The organism is Microcoleus sp. bin38.metabat.b11b12b14.051 (assembly GCF_013299165.1).
Lineage (GTDB): Bacteria > Cyanobacteriota > Cyanobacteriia > Cyanobacteriales > Microcoleaceae > Microcoleus.
Map to the genome: position 1 here is coordinate 283,439 of NZ_JAAFKD010000001.1, position 21,009 is coordinate 304,447.

The 21,009-nt window shown below is 45.4% G+C and carries 16 protein-coding genes and 2 tRNA genes; 10 read left to right on the forward strand and 8 right to left on the reverse strand.

Annotated features, from left to right (window positions below; translation table 11 throughout):
• Positions 1 to 81 precede the first annotated feature (81 nt).
• A complete protein-coding gene (locus tag QZW47_RS01280) occupies positions 82 to 1,755 on the forward strand; it encodes a SpoIIE family protein phosphatase (protein ID WP_293122547.1) in 1,674 nt (557 codons plus the stop codon).
• A gap of 323 nt (positions 1,756 to 2,078) precedes the next feature.
• Positions 2,079 to 2,501, forward strand: coding sequence for an anti-sigma regulatory factor (locus QZW47_RS01285; RefSeq protein ID WP_293122549.1), 423 nt, complete (start codon positions 2,079 to 2,081; stop codon positions 2,499 to 2,501).
• Here QZW47_RS01285 and QZW47_RS01290 read toward each other — a convergent pair.
• The 3 genes from QZW47_RS01290 to QZW47_RS01300 form a co-directional block, all read right to left on the reverse strand.
• Positions 2,498 to 2,749 carry a hypothetical protein gene (locus tag QZW47_RS01290; RefSeq protein ID WP_293122552.1) on the reverse strand — a complete coding sequence of 84 codons (252 nt, stop codon included), beginning with the start codon at positions 2,747 to 2,749 and terminating at the stop codon, positions 2,498 to 2,500. The genes QZW47_RS01285 and QZW47_RS01290 overlap by 4 nt on opposite strands.
• A 185-nt stretch (positions 2,750 to 2,934) precedes the next feature.
• Positions 2,935 to 3,318, reverse strand: coding sequence for a nuclear transport factor 2 family protein (locus tag QZW47_RS01295; RefSeq protein ID WP_293122555.1), 384 nt, complete (start codon positions 3,316 to 3,318; stop codon positions 2,935 to 2,937).
• A 401-nt stretch (positions 3,319 to 3,719) separates the two neighbouring features.
• Positions 3,720 to 4,682 carry an orange carotenoid protein N-terminal domain-containing protein gene (locus QZW47_RS01300; protein WP_293122558.1) on the reverse strand — a complete coding sequence of 321 codons (963 nt, stop codon included), beginning with the start codon at positions 4,680 to 4,682 and terminating at the stop codon, positions 3,720 to 3,722.
• Between the two features lie 209 nt (positions 4,683 to 4,891).
• On the opposite strand from QZW47_RS01300, the gene queG reads away from it, so the two are divergent.
• The 7 genes from queG to QZW47_RS01335 all read left to right on the forward strand — a co-directional run bounded on the left by queG (position 4,892) and on the right by QZW47_RS01335 (position 10,002).
• Positions 4,892 to 5,857, forward strand: a complete 966-nt coding sequence (queG, locus tag QZW47_RS01305; protein ID WP_293122561.1) for a tRNA epoxyqueuosine(34) reductase QueG — start codon at positions 4,892 to 4,894, stop codon at positions 5,855 to 5,857.
• A gap of 307 nt (positions 5,858 to 6,164) precedes the next feature.
• Positions 6,165 to 7,292, forward strand: coding sequence for a pentapeptide repeat-containing protein (locus QZW47_RS01310; RefSeq protein WP_293122564.1), 1,128 nt, complete (start codon positions 6,165 to 6,167; stop codon positions 7,290 to 7,292).
• Positions 7,279 to 7,401: a hypothetical protein gene (locus tag QZW47_RS01315; RefSeq protein ID WP_293122567.1), complete on the forward strand. Its 123-nt coding sequence runs from the start codon at positions 7,279 to 7,281 to the stop codon at positions 7,399 to 7,401. The genes QZW47_RS01310 and QZW47_RS01315 overlap by 14 nt, the downstream gene beginning before the upstream one ends.
• A 65-nt stretch (positions 7,402 to 7,466) precedes the next feature.
• Complete coding sequence (locus QZW47_RS01320) at positions 7,467 to 8,633, forward strand: SDR family oxidoreductase (protein ID WP_293122569.1); 1,167 nt, start codon at positions 7,467 to 7,469, stop codon at positions 8,631 to 8,633.
• Between the two features lie 516 nt (positions 8,634 to 9,149).
• Positions 9,150 to 9,223 (forward strand) — tRNA-Val (locus tag QZW47_RS01325).
• Positions 9,223 to 9,294, forward strand: a tRNA-OTHER gene (locus tag QZW47_RS01330). The genes QZW47_RS01325 and QZW47_RS01330 overlap by 1 nt, the downstream gene beginning before the upstream one ends.
• 75 nt (positions 9,295 to 9,369) lie before the next feature.
• Positions 9,370 to 10,002: an HAD-IA family hydrolase gene (locus tag QZW47_RS01335; RefSeq protein WP_293122572.1), complete on the forward strand. Its 633-nt coding sequence runs from the start codon at positions 9,370 to 9,372 to the stop codon at positions 10,000 to 10,002.
• 501 nt (positions 10,003 to 10,503) lie between these two features.
• Here the strand turns inward: QZW47_RS01335 and QZW47_RS01340 are convergent.
• The 3 genes from QZW47_RS01340 to QZW47_RS01350 form a co-directional block, all read right to left on the reverse strand.
• Entirely contained in the window at positions 10,504 to 11,331 is an 828-nt protein-coding gene (locus QZW47_RS01340; protein WP_293122575.1) for an SWIM zinc finger family protein, read from the reverse strand.
• A gap of 1,051 nt (positions 11,332 to 12,382) precedes the next feature.
• The gene (locus QZW47_RS01345) at positions 12,383 to 15,733 is read right to left on the reverse strand and encodes a DEAD/DEAH box helicase (RefSeq protein ID WP_293122578.1); all 3,351 of its coding nucleotides are present in this window, start codon (positions 15,731 to 15,733) and stop codon (positions 12,383 to 12,385) included.
• Positions 15,734 to 15,766: 33 nt separating this feature from the next.
• On the reverse strand, positions 15,767 to 16,096 hold the full coding sequence (locus tag QZW47_RS01350; RefSeq protein WP_293122581.1) for a hypothetical protein: 330 nt from the start codon (positions 16,094 to 16,096) through the stop codon (positions 15,767 to 15,769).
• 155 nt (positions 16,097 to 16,251) lie between these two features.
• Between QZW47_RS01350 and QZW47_RS01355 the strand changes: the two genes are divergently transcribed.
• Positions 16,252 to 18,405, forward strand: a complete 2,154-nt coding sequence (locus QZW47_RS01355; RefSeq protein WP_293122583.1) for a polyribonucleotide nucleotidyltransferase — start codon at positions 16,252 to 16,254, stop codon at positions 18,403 to 18,405.
• A 542-nt stretch (positions 18,406 to 18,947) separates the two neighbouring features.
• Here the strand turns inward: QZW47_RS01355 and QZW47_RS01360 are convergent.
• Both QZW47_RS01360 and msrB read right to left on the reverse strand, forming a co-directional pair.
• Positions 18,948 to 20,195, reverse strand: a complete 1,248-nt coding sequence (locus QZW47_RS01360) for a Rid family detoxifying hydrolase (protein WP_293122586.1) — start codon at positions 20,193 to 20,195, stop codon at positions 18,948 to 18,950.
• A 198-nt stretch (positions 20,196 to 20,393) separates the two neighbouring features.
• Positions 20,394 to 20,888 carry a peptide-methionine (R)-S-oxide reductase MsrB gene (gene msrB / locus QZW47_RS01365; protein WP_366930780.1) on the reverse strand — a complete coding sequence of 165 codons (495 nt, stop codon included), beginning with the start codon at positions 20,886 to 20,888 and terminating at the stop codon, positions 20,394 to 20,396.
• Positions 20,889 to 21,009 lie beyond the last annotated feature (121 nt).

The window sequence follows — 21,009 nt, forward strand, 5'->3', positions numbered from 1 at the left end:
AGATTCGGCTCCGCTGAATCAGCCAAGGGTAATTGACAAGCTAGTTTTAGACCTGATTAATTCGCCTAGGAAAGGAATAGCATGAGTCGGGGAGATGGAAGCAAGCTGAAACTAATGGTAGTCGATGACGAACCCGACAACTTGGATTTGCTGTACCGGACGTTTCGACGCGACTTTCAGGTTTACAAAGCAGATAGCGCCCTCAGCGCCCTGGAAGTTCTAGACGAACAGGGCGAGATGGCAGTAATTATATCTGACCAGCGGATGCCAGAAATGAATGGTACCGAGTTCTTGGGGAAAACAGTCGATCGCTTTCCTGATACGATTCGGATTCTGCTAACTGGATACACAGATGTTGAAGATTTGGTTGAGGCAATCAATGCAGGTCAAGTTTTCAAGTACATCACCAAACCCTGGAATCCTGAAGAACTGAAATCCGTTATCAATCAAGCGTCCGAAACTTACAAATACTACAAGCAGCGCAGCGTTGCACTGCGCCTCGCTTTACGCAGGGAATCTCTGTTCAATGAGGTGATGGGCGTGATTCGCGGGTCGCTAGATTACTCTAGTATGGTACAAACTATTGTTCAAACCGTAGGTCAAACTTTTGAGGCCGACTATTGTATGCTGCGGCCGGTAGAGGCCGATCGACTATTACCGAGTACCTTCCCCTACCAAGCTCAAGCCACGGAATCAAGCAGCTTTTCATTTGATGAAAATTTGCTGGTTCAAGCCGTAGCTAGCCGCCAAACTCAAGTCAATGCCAACAGTGGGGGTGACGGTAACTCGGTTGAGATTGCTGTGCCCCTGACTTACCAGCAAGACTTGCTGGCGGTACTAGCCCTGTGTCAGATTGGCGGCACTAACCCTTGGTCGGGAGAAGAGATAGAGTTAATAGAAAGTGTAGCGGCTCAAGCTGCTCTGGCACTGTCTCAAGCTAAGCTCTACCAGCGCACTCTAGATTTAGCCAATCAGATGCAAAAAGAGTTGGATGTGGCCCGCCAAATCCAAACAAACTTGTTGCGCCAAAGTTGGCCGGATTTTGAAACTGTCAGGGTGCAAGCTTGCTGCTATCCGGCGCGGGAAGTTGGCGGTGACTTTTTTGAAGTCTACGTCCACTCTCAAGGGGATATTTGGATAGCGGTGGGTGATGTTTCCGGTAAGGGTGTTCCGGCTGCTCTATTTATGGCTAGCGCGATTTCGGTGATGCGGCGCGAACTTTCTCAAGAAATTTCTCCCGAGCCCGATCGAGTGATGCAGAATATGAACAGCAGTATGGCTGACGACCTAATCAGCAACAACCATTTTATTACAATGGTTGTTGCTCGTTACACTCCGTCAACGGGACACATGGCTTTTGCTAATGCCGGTCACATTTATCCGATCGTGTGGTCTCACTCAGAGGTGAAAGCTCAAGCCGCTAGCGGTGCAACACCTGCTGAGCCAAATTTCCTCAAAGCTCGCGGCATTCCCTTGGGGATACTACCAGTCTGGAAAGGTAAAGCCGGTGCGATCGACTTAAAGTCAGGAGATGTATTTCTGCTGACAAGTGACGGGATTACTGAAGCTAGCGTGACCACTGCGGGGGTATCCGGGGGCGAACCAACCCGTTCTATGCTACAACAAGAAGGGCTTTGGCAACTTTTGATTCAGGAGCCTGGTTCTTTCAACTTGGACAATTTGTTGGCTTACATCCGAGCTGACAATCCCATTCAGGAAGACGACCAGACCATACTCTCTCTGGAGGTTCTCTAAATCTGTCAGCCATCCCGACGAATAGTCGGGGCGGCGAGTATCAAAAACTCTAGCCGTGAGTTGACAGCCTACAAATTAACACAGAGAACGCGGGCGATCCCATAGCTGCAAGCTTCGCTAACGGCAAAAGTTACAGAACTAGCGCGTCAATGCCTAACTTTTAACTGATGCTTTGCGATCGAGGCTTTCAAAAAAGTGTATTGCGTCGATCGCCCGCTATTGAGTATCCTTCATGTAGCAACTATTAACGCCAAATTAATGGGGCGTGTTGTATTTCATCCCTGGTCAGAAGACACAGGTTTCCAAACTTACAGGATTTTTTTATGAATACTGAGCTTCATGTGCCAAGCGACTTGCGGTTTTTAACAATAGTTGAAAACTGGTTGCTTAGCAGTTTGGAAGTAGAGCTAGGAGAGCACGTCGATTGGCCGCGCCAGTCCAATCGTTTGCGCTTGGTGTTAGCAGAAGCCTATTCTAACGTGATCCGCCATGCTCACAAAGATCAACCCAATTTGCCGGTGTTAATTCGCTTGAATTTGAAAAACCGGGATATTGGATTGGAAATTTGGGATTACGGTAAAGGTTACGAAATGGATACTTACAGTCCCCCGAGACCAGAAGCTAAACAGGAAAGCGGCTACGGCTGGCTGATTATGAGCCGGCTTATGGATCGGGTGGACTACACTTTGCAAATAGACGGTCGCAACTGTCTCAAGTTGGAAGCAAGTTTGCCAGAAAAATCTTAATTAGCTGTTATTCGTTGGAAATGCACTTTTTGACTTTGGTGGCTGTCGCACGCTGCGGTGACAGCCACTTTGTCATACCTTCTCGTCCCTCTCTCAGAGACTGCAAGGTTGTCCGGGTAGAGTCTAGGACGCAAAAATACCTCAAAACCCGGATTTGTCAAGACTTGGCGGCAGTTAACGGGAGATTTTGCTAAAAAACGCGGTTTTAGTATCAGTGGCGCAAAAGCGATCGGGATGACTTGAGCCATAACCTTCGATCGATCGTATCGTGTCCGATCAACCAACCCCAATAACTAAGGTTCGTAGTGCGGACTTCAGTCCGCTCTCCGAAGAGCGGACTGAAGTCCGTACTACGAACCCTTTTTGTTTGTTGTGGTAATTGACTGAAAATGATATCAGGCCCAAGTCTGCTATTTAAATATGAAAGCGCTTATTAAACATCAAATTTCTTATGGGGGCGCAGATTTAGCAACTCTTGCGGGGAAGCTAACAGTTTAACTGTCACAGAAAGGATTTCTTGGTGATGGTTTAGTAAAAACACCCATCCGACATTAATCCCAAATGCGGGAGTTTGCACCCGGCCGCTGACCTGAATTTCAACTGTGCCGTCTGCTAAAATTTTGCTGACACTTTGCTGCGGTTGGAGCTGCATTCCGCGCGCTTCTGTTTTTAAATATGTGGCGATCAGGCTTTTGCCGATAATTGGCTCTTCAAAAGGCGCGTGCAGAACGCCCTCATCAGCAAACAAATTAGCCGTCGCTTCAAAATCGCCCGCATTTAAAGTTTCAAAATATCGCAGTATCGCGGGCTTTGTCATGCCGGCAACGTTTATAGAGCGAGTAGTTAAAATAGGTCTAGTCGTTGCGGTCATAAAAGAAGTGATTATAGAGGAATGAATATACTTTAATCATTCTATTAGTCCCAGCAAATCCCTCAAAAGATATAGCTAGGTTCCTAAAAATATCCGAAAAAAAGCAGCAGCCTCTACGCCTGAGGAAGCTTTGCGGGCGATCGACCAAAATCAATACAACTTAAAAAAAATGCAGCATTATGGAAGCTCCAAACCTTTATGCAGTAAGTCATTCCCCATCCTTCAACCTGTCTGTCGTTAAAATCTTAAATCGAAAAATGAAAAAAGGGAAAATAGCCAAAACCCAGACACCTGCTGGTATCTGGGTTTTTACGCAAGTCTGTTTGACTGAAGCCAACCAGAATATTCTATTTACGCATCAAATTCATCAATTCCTTGGGAGAGGCCAACAAGTCGATCGCCACAAAGAAAATTTGACCTTGAGGATCGAGCATAAACCGCCACGCGATGTTCATACCCACATTCGCGCCAAACCAAGGAGTTTCGACTTTACCCGTAACTTTCACTTGGCGGTAGCCATCTTCAGCCGGCTCGGATACACCTCGCTCGGGCATCATTTTCAGGCCGATGCACTCTTCTCGCATATAGTTGAGGATAGCTTCGCGACCAACGATCGGCTTTTGGAAAGGTGGTTGTAGGGCACCGTCTTCAGCAAATAAACCGACGGCTGGGGTGAAGTCGAAGGCGTTCATGTTGTCGATATAGCTGAGCACTGTCTGCTCGCTGATACCCTCAATCTGGGTTTTTACCCGCTCAGCAGCAGCGGTGGGAGTGCTGCGAGGAGCAGAGCGCTTGCCGTATTCTTGGCTGAAATCGGGGTCGTAGCCCATGTGAACTACGGTGTTGCGGAGTACGGTAATTTGTTGACCCGGATCGAGTTTCTTGATGGTTTCAAGAACTTGGGTGGCTTCGGGAGACATTTGATAGCCAGCGGGGATGGGAGCGACAGCGCCCTGTTTCATCAATTGTCCCAACTCATACCAGAAACCGAGTTTGGTGTTGACGCGCAAGGAAGTGTAAATCCGGCCGATAGTGGTGTCGGCGTTGCTGGCTAGGTCAAACATGGTTTTGCTTTGAGCAGCCGGCGACATTTGCTTGATTTCGCTCAGCACACCTTCGACAAGCGCCATGCTGGCTACTCCCGGAGCTGCTGCGGTGATGGAAATGCCCATTTCGGTGTAGGCATACCACAGCAGTGCGAGTTGGTCTTCAACGCTGAGTTTGTAGAACGAGTCCGTGGTAGCCGGAACAGCGCTAGCAATCTCGGTGTTCGAGAAAATAGATTGAGCGGATTGAATACTAACTGCCATGTGTATACTTTTGGATTCGCTGTCGGTTTTAGTTGCCTACTTGAAAAAAGCGAATCGATTTCTCCCTTAATTACATCATGTAACGTTTTTGCCATTTTGTAGTTCAATTTTATAAATATAAAGGTTGTAAAAGTATTATCAATTTTGTCCTAAATCAAGGTAAATATTCATAGACTTATTGTACATTTTGTGATATGAACCCTAATTCAATGAAAATATCAATTAATAGCACTCAGGTGAAGCAAAAAGCCCTAGAGTTGGGATTTCACAAAGTCGGGATCGCCTCAGCAGACGCGGATGTCGATCGAGAAAAACAAAGATTGCAGGCTTGGCTGGACAAGGGTTATCAGGCAGATATGGCATGGATGGCTAACCCGAAACGGCTAGATATTCGATCGCTCGTGCCGGATGTGCAGTCAGTAATATGTTTAGCCATCAACTACTACACGCCTCACCAACGCCCCGAAAATCCCTCCGTTGAAGGGGGATATGCTAAAATCTCTCGCTACGGCTGGGGTCGGGATTATCACAGAATTCTGCACAAAAAATTGAAGCTGTTAGCAAATTGGGTGCGATCGCACGGTGAAGGAATTGAAGCGCGGTATTATGCTGATACCGGGCCGATTCAGGATAAAATGTGGGCGCAGCGGGCGGGGATTGGCTGGATTGCCAAAAATGGTAATGTAATTTCGCGGGAATACGGCTCTTGGGTGTTTTTGGGCGAAATTTTGACTAATCTGGAGTTAGCGCCCGATGCTGCTCATACGCAACATTGCGGCACTTGCACTCGCTGCATCGAGGCTTGTCCGACGGGGGCAATTACTGAGCCTTTTGTCGTGAATGCCGATCGGTGCATAGCTTATCATACGATCGAGAATCGAGCCGAAAAACTACCCGACGAAATTGCATCTAATTTACAAGGTTGGGTAGCAGGTTGCGACATTTGTCAAGATGTTTGTCCTTGGAATCAACGATTTGCCAAACCAACCGATGTTAAAGAATTTGAGCCTTATCCTGAAAACATAGCGCCGACACTTGCAGAATTAGCCGAAATTTCCGACGAAGAGTGGAACCGCCGATTTACAGCTTCCGCGCTGCGACGAATTAAACCCGAAATGCTACGGCGGAATGCAAAAGCCAATCAAATTAATAGTCAGTTGACAGTTGACAGTTGACAGTTGACAGTTGACAGTTGACAGTTGACAGTTGACAGCTTGCGCTGAGCGACTTGCCCCGAGCGAAGTCGAGGGGAGTCGAAGAGTTGTCAGTTGTCCGTTGTCATTAGTCATTAGTCATTAGTCATTAGTCATGTCATGTCCCTTCAATTACCCGCAATCAAAAGGTTCGTAGTGAGGACTTTAGTCCGCATCGGTCTGAGGACTAAAGTCCCCACTACAAACCAATGTTATCATAGTAGTTATCAGAGGAAATGATCTCATTAGTTGTTACCGTATTTTTTGTTTCTTTCTTCTTCTAAAATCGATGTCAGCTAATGAACCTACAAAATACGATGCAGTTTTAGGTGGTAAAAATCCACCTCCAATTAATGCTGCTGTCTTGGGCGGCATAGCAGGAGTCAAGCAGCGCTTAGCCAGCCCGCTAGTTGAAGCAAGGCTAGCAGCACTTTCAGATGCCTTTAACTACGGAGAAGCAGGTTTAGAAGCAGCAATTACAGTTTTTGACGATGCTGACGAGCGGGTACGAGCTACGGCTGCTGCGATGTTTTGTCGGGAAGAACAAATCAGGTTGCTTGAAAAAGGTACAGCAATCTGGAATAAATGGAGGGTACAAAATCTACTATTTTTGGGCGGTTTTGTAGACTTGAGTTGGGCTAATTTGAGCGGAGCTAATTTGAGCGGAGCTAACTTGAGGGAGTCAAATTTAGCAGGAGCCAATTTTGGCAGCAGCAATTTGCAAACAGCCAAAATTTTTCAGAGTAACTTGGAATTAACTAATCTAAAAAATGCCAATTTGAGTGGAGCTAACCTGAGTCGCTCGAATCTCAGCGGGGCTGATTTGCAGGGAGCTAATCTCAGTCAAGCAAACTTGCGCTCAGTTAATTTGCGGGAAGCTAATTTATGTCAAAGTATCCTGAAAAAAGCTAAACTCGGTGGGGCTGATTTGAGCGGCGCGGATTTGACTGGTGCTGACTTGAGCGGGGCTGATTTGACTGGTGCTGAGTTACGCGGAGCAAAGCTGACAAAAGTAAATCTGGGGGGGATTAAATTAATTCGATCCAATTTGAATAGCGGGAATTTTAAAGGCTTAGTTTTAGCAGGAGCTAATCTGCGCTGGAGTACATTCGCAGGTGCTTGTTTTGCGCTAGCTGATTTGCGCGGTGCTAATTTAGAAAAAGCAGATTTGACCAATGCTGATTTTTATCAAGCCGATTTTACTGGAGCTAACCTGTGCGATGCAGATTTTAATAAAGCTACTTTGGCTGGTGCTAATCTGAGCGGTGCTGTTGTGAAAAGAGCAAGTTTCCTGAAAGCAAATCTCAGCGGTGCTAATTTCACAAATGCTAATCTGAGCGGTGCTATTTTGAAAAAAGCTAATATTGATGGGGCAAAATTTACTGAAGCTAATCTTTCGCGATGTGCTTGGACATGAAAAGAAGGAAGAAGGAAGAAGGAAGAAGGAAGAAGGAAGAAGGAAGAAGGAAGAAGGAAGAAGGAAGAAGGAAAAAAACATACACAGACAGCTTTGTAGTGAACCGTAGTTTACGTTAAATTAAGTGGATTTACTTGGTTATTTTTGTTGTGTTTCAAAAAATGTAGATTGAATATGGATAAACTGCAACGATGTTTTGTCTGCAAGAATAGTTTTAAAGAGTCGCATTCTTTTTATCGCGGTTTGTGTTGGGATTGTGGCGAAGTTAATTATGTGAAACGCAACGAAACGGCTAATTTGCAGGGGCTGTTTGCTTTGGTGACGGGAGCGAGGGTAAAAATTGGGTATGCTGTAACTTTGAGGTTGCTGAGGGCTGGTGCTTCGGTAATTGTGACTACTCGTTTTGCTCGGGATGCTGCTAAAAGGTATGCTGGAGAATTGGATTTTGGCGATTGGGCCGATCGCCTGCACGTTTATGAGTTAGATTTGCGATATATTGCCAAGGTTGAGCGCTTTGCAGAACACCTCACCTGTTGCTATCCCCGACTCGATATTATTGTCAACAACGCGGCTCAAACCGTTCGCCGCCCTCCAGCATTTTACCAGCACTTGAGGGATTTGGAAGCTCTGCCTTTCGAGGTTGTGCCTGCGGAAATTCAGCGGCTGGTAGGGCGATCGCACTTTTTGGATGTGGCTGGGGATGTGCTACAGTCGATCGCACCGGGAGATTCCGACAGTCAAACTCCCAGCACTTTAGCTGTCATCTCGGACACAGAGAACTTGATATCAGAGGAAGATAACCCTACTTGGTTTCCGCTGGGGATGTACGATAGCGACGGACAGCAAATGGATTTGCGTCCTTTCAACAGTTGGCTGATGAAGGACGATGAGGTGAGCATTTTGGAGTTATTAGAAGTTCATATTATCAATGCGATCGCTCCTTTTGCAATCAACAGCAGGCTCAAACAGCTAATGAGTAAAATTCCTGAAAGCTGCAAGTATATTATTAATGTTTCCTCAAAAGAAGGGCTGTTTAACAGTGACAAATCTTGGCGTCACCCGCATACTAACATGGCAAAAGCGTCGCTAAACATGATGACTCGCACCTGCGCTAAAGAGTACGCCAAACACAAAATCTTTATGAATGCAGTCGATCCGGGATGGGTAAGTTTTTTACACCCTCATCCTCAAGTTTTAACTATGCAAAAACGCGGCGTTCAACCTCCTTTTGATACGATAGATGCGGCAGCGCGGATTTGCGCTCCGATTTATGCGGGAGTAAATGAGGGACGCTATGTTTATGGTAAGTTATTTAAAGATTATGCTGACTCGCCGTGGTGATAAGTCGAAGGAAGAAGGAATATCTGTAGGGTGCGTCAGTTAGCATAAATTTGATAGACATGAGACATATATTGCTGACGCACCGTTTGTTTTTTCGCGGCCATACGTCATTTGTGAAGGTATTTGATAAGATTGCACAAATAATTAGTGATTTATCTGTAGGGTGCGTCAGTGAGACAAACTTTGATAGACATGAGCAATCTCAAAACTGACGCACCGGGAAAGAATTGTGCGTCAGTTTTGAGATTGCTCGTATGAAACAACAATTATCGCAACTGACGCACCCTACTTAACTGACGCACCGGGAAAGAATGGTGCGTCAGTTTTGAGATTGTTCGTATGAAACAACAATTATCGCAACTGACGCACCCTACTTAACTGACGCACCGGGAAAGAATGGTGCGTCAGTTTTGAGATTGTTCGTATGAAACAACAATTATCACAACTGACGCACCCTACTTAACTAATTATTCGCTGCCTTCAAAGAAGTTCCAGTAAATAATATATAATCGAACTGGCAGTGTAGTTCAGTGGTAGAACATCGCCTCTACAGGGCGAGGACAACCGTTTGATTCGGTTCGCTGCCACCAGCAACGTAGTTTAAGTGGTAGAATTCCCTGGAGTATACCGGGAGATGCGGGTGCGATTCCCGCCGTTGCTATCTTTTTTGCGCTCACAATCAAGAGGTAATGGGTAATATAGAAGAGATTTCCCATTCGTGATTGAATCTTACCCAATGACCAAAGTAATTATTTTTGATTTTGACGGTACTTTAGCAGATACAATCGATATTCTTCTGAGCATCACCAACCGTTTGTCAGCAGAATTCGGCTTTAAGTCTGCGACAAAAGAGGAACTCGCTCAATTGAGCAACTTAACTTCTTGGCAAATCCTCAGGTATTCTGGCATTTCAATCTTCAAATTTCCCCTGCTGATTAGAAAATTGAGAGCAGAGTTACGCAGTGAAATTTGCAATATAAAAATTTTTGCAGGAATTAAAGAAGTTTTGTCGGAATTAAAAAATCTGGGGTTTCAACTGGGTATTATCACATCTAATTCCCGAGAAAACGTGTTGGAAGCGCTGGAAATAAACGGCTTGCAAGATATTTTCACTTTTATTTACTCTGGTTCAACTTTTGGCAAGCATAAAGTTATTAATAGATGGCTGAGAAGAGAACATATAAACCCTGAAGAGGTCGTTTATGTAGGAGATGAAATCCGAGATATAGACGCTGCTAGAAAAACTGGAATTAAAGTAATTGCGGTAAGTTGGGGTTTTAATTCTCAGGAGGCTTTGGCTGCACACAATCCCGATTTTTTGATTGAACGCCCTCAGCAATTGCTCGATATTATGAGTAATCTGGGATGAGTGTAAACTTATGTAAAGAAATATTTTAAAATTTAAAGTAGTAAATACTTTATGTCCGGGCAGGTTGAAAAAATAGATTGAGACTGATATAAAGATAAAGGAAAAGATTTACTCGATCGCTCTCATCAAGAGGAACAGTATTATGTCAGCCATTGAAACTTTCTTGACGTTCGGCTTGGCTTCAGTTTTTGCGGTAGCTACTTTAGCAACTTGGTTGCGTTTAAACAATCCGCCTTCTGTCAAACGTAATTAGTTCTATTATTTTTTGAATTTGGTATTAGAAGTCGGGTTTCTTAACGTGATGGATAATTCGCCGAAACTCCGTTTGTCTGGAAATGTTTTGCTATCCCACAGACATTTTCTCAGAAACCGGGTTTCTTAGACTTTGCATAATTCCCAGAAACCCGGTTTCTCTATAAATATTTTGCCACCCAGCAGATATTTTATGAGAAACCGGGTTTCTTAAACTTGGGGTAATTCCCAGAAATAAAGAATAATTTGTTAGTCTCCTTCGCCGCGTTTCAGTGCCACTAAAACTGCTTGCTGGCTAACTGCTTGGTAGATTTTGCTAAGATGCTGCTTGATTGCGTCTGATGCGGGCGAAGATTTGCTAGCTGTTCCTTTGGCGTCGGTTGCGAGGGGAATTGGGCCTAAAATATCTAAGACTGTTTCGCTGCTGGGCGGCGGTACAATCACGACTAAAGATGATTCTAGCTGCTGGTTGTATTCCCAAAAGCGATCGACCTTTGGTACTTTAGCATTCGCAGCGGGGGAATTTTCACCGGTGTTTAGCTGGGAATTTTCCTCTGCTTGCGTACCGCGTCTCTGGCGGAGTGCGGTCAAAATTTGCTCTTTGGTTCTGCCGCGCAGTTGAAAAAGTACGAAGGGGTCTTCGCTGAAGCGATCGCCCAATAAGTAGTATACTGCACTGATGTGTTTGCAAGGATTTTTGGGGTCAGGACAGCTACAGCGCGCGTGAATATCTGACAAACTTAACGGAAATAGGGTTTTACCGGCTGCGGCAAATACATCTTCAATATTGTGCGGCATTTCTCCTGCTAATAGTTTAGCAGAAAAAACCGCTCTTTCCGACATATTTTCAATCACGTAATCCCAATCTTCATCGGTTAAGGTATCGAGTTGCAAAGAAACTTGATAGGGTTTGGGATCTGTGCCTTGAACTACAGCAATTACTTCTTCATTGGGAAATTTAATGCTGAGAACTTTTCCTTCGCGGGCGTATTGCCATCCCCGTTCTAATCGCTTTTTGAAGCGGTAGGTATTGATTAAATCTAACCACTGTTGTGTCCACCATTCTCTGTCAATCATAAGCGGAAGGAAGAAGGAAGAAGCAAGAAGGAAGAAGGTTCGTAGTGAGGACTTTAGTCCGCATTTAAGAAGGACTGAAGTCCTCACTACAAACTTAAAAATCGGTTCGTAGTGAGGACTTTAGTCCGCATTTAAGAAGGACTGAAGTCCTCACTACAAACTTAAAAATCGGTTCGTAGTGAGGACTTTAGTCCGCATTCAAGAAGGACTGAAGTCCTCACTACAAACTTAAAAATCGGTTCGTAGTGAGGACTTTAGTCCGCATTTAAGAAGGACTGAAGTCCTCACTACAAACTTAAAAATCGGTTCGTAGTGAGGACTTTAGTCCGCATTCAAGAAGGACTGAAGTCCTCACTACAAACTTAAAAATCGGTTCGTAGTGAGGACTTTAGTCCGCATTCAAGAAGGACTAAAGTCCTCACTACAAACTTAAAAATCGGTTCGTAGTGAGGACTTTAGTCCGCATTCAAGAAGGACTAAAGTCCTCACTACAAACTTAAAAATCGGTTCGTAGTGAGGACTTTAGTCCGCATTCAAGAAGGACTAAGAAGGACTGAAGTCCTCACTACAAACTTAAAAATCGGTTCGTAGTGAGGACTTTAGTCCGCATTCAAGAAGGACTGAAGTCCTCACTACAAACTTAAAAATCGGTTCGTAGTGAGGACTTTAGTCCGCATTTAAGAAGGACTGAAGTCCTCACTACAAACTTAAAAATCGGTTCGTAGTGAGGACTTTAGTCCGCATTCAAGAAGGACTGAAGTCCTCACTACAAACTTAAAAATCGGTTCGTAGTGAGGACTTTAGTCCGCATTCAAGAAGGACTGAAGTCCTCACTACAAACTTAAAAATCGGTTCGTAGTGAGGACTTTAGTCCGCATTCAAGAAGGACTGAAGTCCTCACTACAAACTTAAAAATCGGTTCGTAGTGAGGACTTTAGTCCGCATTCAAGAAGGACTAAAGTCCTCACTACAAACTTAAAAATCGGTTCGTAGTGAGGACTTTAGTCCGCATTCAAGAAGGACTAAAGTCCTCACTACAAACTGACAAAGATTATTCTTCTTCTGTTTCTATAATAGCATTGCGATCGAGAATTAGTAAATTGCGAAGTTGGTCTGTATCGAGTTCGGTAAGCCAGTTTTCGCCCGCGCTGACTACTTGTTCGGCGAGAGCTTTTTTGCTTTCGATCATATCGTGAATTTTCTCCTCTAACGTACCCGTACAGACAAATTTGTGCACTTGCACGTTGCGAGTTTGACCGATGCGAAATACGCGGTCAGTTGCTTGATTTTCTACTGCGGGATTCCACCATCTGTCATAGTGGAAAACGTGGGTTGCTCTGGTTAAGTTCAAACCTGTGCCGCCAGCTTTTAACGATAATATCATAATCGGTGGGCCTTGCGGATCTTGTTGGAAGCGATCGATCATTTCTTCCCGCTGCTGCTGCTTAATTCCGCCGTACAAGAACAAAACTTCTCGCCCTAAATGCTTTTCCAGATGTGGTTTCAGCAGTTTTCCCCACTCAGCAAATTGAGTGAAAACCAAAGCCCGATCGCCCTCAGCGACAACCTCTTCCAGCATTTCCACCAACCGCTGCAATTTCCCTGATTCTTGGCTGTTAATGCTCAATTCTTTGGGCTTAGCGTCTGCATTTACAAGCGCCGGATGGTTGCAAAGTTGCTTCAGTTTGACGAGCAAAGCCAGAATCATGCCCCGGCGCTGAATGCCTTCGGCTGATTCTAAATTAGCTATTGACTCTTCGACCACTTTTTGATATAGGGAGGCTTGCGCTGAAGCCAGTCCGCAAAATACAGTCGTCTCCTGTTTTTCCGGCAAATCTTGGATAATTTCCTTGTCGGTTTTCAGGCGGCGGAGGATGAAAGGCCGCACGAGCGATCGCAAAGTATGCAATGATTCTCTATCTCCATATTTCTCGATGGGAATAGCAAATCGGCGCTGAAAGAAATTGCGCGGCCCCAAATAGCCGGGATTCAGAAACTCTAAAATTGACCACAATTCTTGCAATCTATTTTCTACCGGAGTTCCCGTTAGCGCAATTCTAAAAGATGCCTCGATTTGCCGCACTGCTTGCGACTGTTTCGCCTCGGAGTTTTTAATATTCTGCGCTTCATCTAAAACCAATCCTTGCCATTTAGTGCTTTGAATTTCCTTAGCATCGCGAAACACCAGCGCATAACTCGTAACTATTAAATCCTTACCCTTAATTGCGGCCGCAAATGCTTTACCTTTAGCGCGTTTGTCTCCGTGATGAAGTAACACTTTCAGCGTCGGGCCAAATTTCTTGACTTCGCGCTGCCAATTGCCTAATATTGATGTGGGACAAACCAGTAATGTTGGCCCTTTTAGGGCATTTTGTTCTTGTAAATGCAGGAGAAAAGTGATTAACTGAGCCGATTTACCCAATCCCATATCGTCTGCGAGACAAGCACCTAAACCCCACCGTTCTAAGAATGCTAACCAGCCCGCCCCTAGCGCTTGATACGGCCGCAATTGTCCTCGGAAACTCGCCGGAGTTGCGATCGCACTTACGGCCTGATTATCGCTTAAAGTATTCAACAATTCCTGAAGTTGACCCGTTGCTTCAAAATTCACCACAGGCAACTTTTCAATCATCTGAGAATCGCCAGAAGCCAAACGCAAAGCATCTTCCAGAGAAAGAGTCATTTGCTCTTTGCGACTAGCAAAAAAAGTTTGCGCCGCCCTGACATCGGTGGCGCGCAACTCCACCCACTCGCCGTTAATTTCCACCAAAGGCGAATTCAACGCGATCAAGCTGTCAAACTCTGCCTTAGAAATGCGCTGTTTGCCGATCGTCAATTCCCACTTAAAACTTAGCAGACTTTGCAATCCGAGTCCACCTTTCGCCGGATTCACCTTCGGAGTTTCCGCTTGAATGCTCAAACCCAAACGACTCGCCCAACCATCAGTATGAGTCAAACTCGGCGGCAAAACAACGCCCAACCCGCTATCAGTAAACCGCCAAGCCACAGACTTGATAAAATTGTAAGCATCTAACGGATTTAATTGACAAGATTGCGGTCGTTGTGCTTGTAAAGTCGGTTCAATTAACGGATACAGTTTCGATGCTAAACCCAAGCCGCTGAGTAAAGTTTCTTGCGGCAATTCAATTGTCCGCCCTGCATAATTCAAACGCTCAACTGAGTTATTCCAAACAGTTGTCGCATCTACCAAAAAATCGATTTCATCTACTGCTTGCAAACAATAATTCAAATTCCAGTTAACTTTACCTGGTGACGGCGGTAAGAGTTGAAAGCAAGTGTGAAATTGATTTTGTTGAGATAGTTGATTTTGCAGCGGTGCAGCCCAAGCACTCAGCTTGTTTGCCAATTTTTCTAAAGCTGCCGATTCTGCTTTTACAAGGCCAGATTCCTGTTGCAAAGCTTGCAACCACTCGCGGGTTGGGGAAACTGTTTTGATATCTAAAGTTGAGCCAGCAGCCGTTAGCGCAGCCCTCGAAGCCGATCGCACTTCACAATCTACCACACTACTCAAAAACCCCAACACCAACTCCTGGGCCCCCACCGGCAAATCCACCGCCAAAGCCAATTCCCCGATTTCTTCTTTCCCTCTTCCTTCTTCCTTCTCCTCTCTTCCTTCTTCCTTCTTCCTTCTTCCTTCTTCCTTCTTCTGATATGTTCGACAAGCCGTCGGCATTTGCTTAGAAAAAGTAGCGAGACGGAGGATATCTGTAGAACTATCTAACAAAGGTTGCCACTTAGCAATAGCAGAACCGTCGGATTGTGTCTCCAAAGCTGGCAAAAATTTGCACCTGGCCAATAAATCCAAACTCCACCTAGCAATATGAGACCAAAAACGCAAATCTGAGCCGACAAAAGAGTTTGATTCTGTGCTATTGAGCGGTAGCGATTGCAAGAAAACAAAAGCTGCTTGAGGGTTGAGTAAATAACCCTCAACTTGCCACGGATAAAGGTAAATTTCCTCAGTTTTAACTAATTCTTCAAGTGCTGCGGCTGAGTGCTGCGGCATGACAGTTGCGTTGTCTGCCGAGATTTGGGTGGGAAGCGCGATCGCCCGAACTTGCCTCTGAATCGATAAATTTTCCGTCGGAAGGGCTGCTGCGGTCGTTTTGGGCGTTAGCAAAGCCCTCGAAGAGGATCGCCTAGTTTTCTTACTTTTCTCCTGAATCTCTGCGGTTGCGGGTAATTCCCAGTTGAGTTTGCCCGACTGCTGCAAGGAACTTAGGAAAATTTTAAATTCAGCTTCAGTCATAGCCAAGGGATACTGTAGACTTATCGCTGATTCAACGATATCGATCGCCTCAATCTTTCGCCAAGTTTCTCCCCAAATAAATAAGCCACTTTTTTCGTGTTCTAATAACCAACTACCGTGTAAGATTGCCATTTTTTTATCCTAATTTTTTAGTGATTGCGATATTCACAACAGCTTTTTTAGAAGATTTATTAATATTTTTTTTGATAACGAACCGCAGACTACGCAGATAACGGAGTCATCAGTCATGAGAAATAATTCCCAATTCCCAATTCCCAATTCCAAATTACCAATTACCAATTCCCAATTCCCAATTCCCAATTCCCAATTCCCAATTTCCCCAATTCCCAATTCCCAATTTCCCCAATTCCCAATTCCCAATTCCCAATTCCCAATTCCCAATTCCCAATTCCCAATTCCCAATTTCCTAAATTGAAAACTCATCGTACCACCTATGGCAGGCGTTTGGCGGCCGATCGCTCCTGTGAATCCCAAAAAACATCAAAAAGTATAAATGCTTACAATCGATGCTCCGACAGTCGATCGTCCAACAATTATCTCTCTCTTTTGGCCTCGGACTCTCAAACATCCTGTGGTAATGTTACGATCCCGACAGAGAAAGAATGTGGTAGATAAGGAAGCAGTCCTACATGGTAGAGATAGACAAGTCGATATCCTTTGATGGAAGGGATATTAGACTGAAGATTGGTTTACTGGCGCCTCAAGCAGGCGGTGCAGTGTTGATTCAGTCGGGTGACACGGCGGTTTTAGTGACGGCAACTCGATCGCAAGGGAGAGAGGGAATAGATTTCCTGCCTTTGTTGGTGGATTACGAAGAGAGACTCTACGCAGGCGGTAAAATCCCCGGTGGATTTTTGCGCCGGGAAGGGCGTCCCCCAGAAAAAGTGACTTTGACTGGGCGTTTGATCGATCGACCGTTGCGCCCGCTATTTCCTAGCTGGTTGCGAGATGACATCCAAGTCGTAGCAACAACGCTGTCGATGGACGAACAAGTACCCCCCGACGTTTTGGCGGTGACAGGCGCTTCCGTAGCGATTCTGCTGGCAAAAATGCCGTTTTACGGGCCAATGGCCGCGGTGCGAGTCGGTTTGGTAGGAGACGATTTCATCATCAATCCCACCTACAGCGAAATCAAAGAAGGCGAGTTGGATCTCGTGGTAGCCGGTTCTCCAGACGGAGTAATCATGGTGGAAGCCAGCGCTAACCAACTGCCGGAACAGGATATCATCGAGGCGATCGACTTTGGCTACGAAGCAACCTGTGACTTGATTCAAGCCCAGCGCGAAATCATGGCAGAATTGGGCATTGACTTCGTGGTAGAGGAACGCCCACCGCAGGATTCAGCCCTAGAAAACTTTATTCGCGATCGCGCCCAAGAACCCATCCGCATCATTTTGTCAAGATTTGAAAAAGACAAAATCATACGGAATGCAGCTTTAGACGAAGTTAAAGCAAATCAAGTTGAAGCTGCGATCGCCGAACTTGCCGAAGACGATCCGATCAAAGTAGCAGCCACTGCCAACAGCAAGACAATTGGCAACGTTTTCAAAGACGTTACCAAAAAAATGATGCGTAAGCAAATCATCGAAGATGGCGTCCGTGTAGACGGCCGCAAGCTAGATGAGGTGCGACCCGTTTCTTGTCGCGTAGGCGTGCTGCCGTCGCGAGTACACGGCTGTGCGTTGTTCAATCGCGGGTTAACCCAAGTCCTGTCCGCAGCTACCCTGGGAACTCCAGGAGACGCCCAAGATTTAGCAGACGACTTGCACCCACAGCAAGACAAACGCTACCTGCATCACTACAATTTCCCCCCGTTTTCCGTGGGAGAAACCAAGCCGATGCGATCGCCCGGACGCCGAGAAATAGGTCACGGAGCCCTAGCAGAACGCGCTTTGCTGCCTGTTTTGCCCTCCAAAGAAGATTTCCCCTACGTGATTCGCGTAGTCTCCGAAATCCTTTCTTCCGACGGTTCAACCTCAATGGGTTCAGTTTGCGCCTCAACGCTAGCATTAATGGATGCAGGCGTTCCCCTTTCCCAACCCGTCAGCGGTGCGGCAATGGGGTTAATCAAAGAAGGCGATGAAGTCCGAATTTTGACTGACATTCAGGCAATTGAAGACTTCTTAGGCGACATGGACTTCAAAGTAGCCGGTACCGACACCGGAATTACTGCTTTGCAAATGGACATGAAAATCAAAGGTTTGCCCTTAGATGCGATCGCAAATGCCATCCGTCAAGCCAAACCCGCGAGACTGCACATTTTAGAAAGAATGCTAGCAACCATCGACACTCCCCGCAAGGAAATGTCGCCGTTTGCACCGCGTTTGCTAACGCTGAAAATCGATCCAGAATTTATCGGTTTGGTAATTGGGCCAGGTGGCAAAACCATCAAAGCCATCACCGAAGAAACTGGTGTCAAAATTGACATCGAAGACGACGGAACCGTGACAATTGCTGGTAACGACAGCGAAAAAGCTCAGCGGGCTTATAGCATAATCCTCGGCATGACGCGCAAGTTGAATGCTGGAGATGTGTATGTTGGCCGCGTAACTCGAATTATTCCGATCGGCGCTTTCGTCGAAATTCTGCCAGGAAAAGAAGGAATGATTCACATTTCCCAGCTAGCGGATTACCGCGTTGGGAAAGTGGAAGACGAGTTAGCCGTGAATGATGAAGTGATTGTCAAAGTGCGAGAAATTGACAATAAAGGTCGGATTAATTTGACCCGCTTAAATATTCATCCCGACGAAGCGGTAGCCGCCCGCGAAGCGTTGAATAAGTAGTTTAGAGTTGGTAATTGGTAATTGCTTGGAAGGTAATTGCTAATTGCTAATTGCTCAGTAGTTGGTAATTGGTAATTGCTTGGACGGTAATTGCTAATTGCTTGCTTAAGATTCAATCCGGTTGTTTCCGGTTGATTTGGGTGTAGAGTGCGCGACAGCGACAGATCAAGTGCGATCGGCTGTGGGAGTAAAGACAGTCGCGCACTTTACCCTTCGATTTCTCGAATATTGGTGCTAAGATTTTGACAGATATTGATGATACCTCTTGCAAAAATCCTTTTAATCAAATTTTCGGACGGGCAAGATGCCCATCCCACAAGAGAAAAAACTTTTTGTGGGATGGGCATCTTGCCCGTCCCAGATATTTTTGCAAAGAGGTCTATTAATGGCGATCGACTTTACTCTTAGTTGGCGTCCGGCGGACATCGTTTGTATAGACGCGGTTTCAACCGCCGAGTCCCATCGTCCCATCTTTATTTCTTGAGTCCGCGGAGGCGGACATCGTTTGTGTAGACGCGGTTTCAACCGCCGAGTCCCCGAATTTAAATAACAGCAATACAATCAATCTCTACCAAAACATCCTTCGGTAAGCGAGCAACTTCCACACAAGCCCGCGCCGGCGCAGTTTCCGCATCAAAATATTTCCCATAAACCGCATTCACGGCGGCGAAATCATTCATATCCTTGAGAAAAACCGTAGTTTTTACGACATCCAACCAAGTAGCGCCGGCTTCTGTGAGAATCGCTTCGAGATTTGCCATAACTTGTTCGGTTTGCTTGCCCACATCGTCGGTGTAGACGATATCGTTGAGTCGAATGTCGATCGCAATTTGACCAGCTACAAACAGCATAGTGCCCGTGGCGGCGATCGCTTGATTGTAAGGGCCCACAGGTGCCGGTGCTTTGTCAGTACGAATAATTTTGCGCGTCATAGATGTCACTTTTTGGGATAATTTTTCTGAGGTTTCGGGCTGGTAGAGTTCTGCGTCAGAAGTTTCTGGCTGGTAGATTTCTCCATCGGGCATTATAGCACCAGTGAAGTCTGCATTTTGGATATTCCAACCATAGGTTTTAGCATCAGTCAAGTCTGCTTTATGAAAGTTGGCTCCATCCAAATTTGCCATCATCAAACTTGCTTGTTTAAGACTAGCTTTTTCTAGATTTGTCCTTTTCAGACAAACTTTTGTCAAATTAGTCCCTGTGAGGTCTGCTGCACTAAGATCCGCCTCAGTTAGATTCATGCCTGATAAGTTAAATCCAGATAGATTGACACCTCTGAGTTTGGCTCTCTGAAAATTGACATCTTGGAGACTAACACCCTTTAAGTTCACTTGACTCAATTCTGCTCCAGTCAAGTTTGCTCCAGTTAATGTTGAGCTTGTAAGATTTACTCTACTTAAATTTGCGTCCTTGAAGGAAGTTTTCGTTAACTGTGCCGCGAATAATTCGGCATCACTCAAGTTTGCATTGTTCAACTTAGTATGACTCAAGTTGGAACCATACAACTTTGCCCTACTCAAGTCAGCACCGCTGAGGTCTGCCAAACTAAAGTTGGCATTTCCTTTCACCCCGACTAAGTTTGTTCCTAGCAGGGATGCTCTACTGAAGTTTGATCCTTCGAGGTTTGCATTGTTCAAAGTTGCCTCACTCAACTCAGATCCCGACAAATTTGCATTCTGTAGGTTTATTGCACTCAGGTTTGCACCTTTGAGGTCTATCCCACTTAAGTCAGCTCCCTGAAATTCGCGTTGTCCTGCTGCATATCTTTCTAAAAGTTCTTCAGCCGTCATTCATAACATCCCCGTCATCACGTCCCACAAATCACTATACCATCCGCGCGAACCCTCCTGCACCAGCAGTTTTGCGGACGAATGACTGTGGATTCCACACCCCGCAATCGTGCAAGAAACCGGGTTTCTACGAGAATTTAAGCATCCTCACCGAGATTTACGCAGAAACCCGGTTTCTCGGATCGCAGTGAAAGAATCTCAGCCAGCAATAAACTTCATAGCAACACCATTCATACAGTAGCGTTTACCAGTAGGTGCAGGGCCATCATCAAATACGTGCCCCAAATGCCCGCCGCAGCGACGACAATGCACCTCAATCCTAGTCCCAAATAGCGAATTATCGATCGATGTGGCGATCGCCCCTTTGATCGGATCGTAAAAACTCGGCCAACCAGTACCGCTATCAAATTTAGTTTGCGACGCATAAACTGGCAAATTACACGCAGCACACGCATAAATTCCCTTGCCATATTGCTTATCCAGAATGCTAGTATGAGAGCGTTCAGTGCCATGTTTTCGCAACACATCAAACTGTGCCGGAGTCAAAAGTTTGCGCCACTCTGCCTCAGTTTTAGTAACTTCAAAAACACCCTTAGAAGCAGCCATAACATCTGAATTGCCAGCAAAACAGGATGACAACCATGCCATGCTTACTGTGGCTACACCTGCTTTCAAAAATAATCTTTTTTTCATGATAGATATTCCACTTCTTGCTAATTAACTACATTATGACTTATATTATATCCAATCGATTTACCTAATAAAAAAGGTTCGTAGTGCGGACTTTAGTCCGCTCTTATTGCGGACTAAAGTC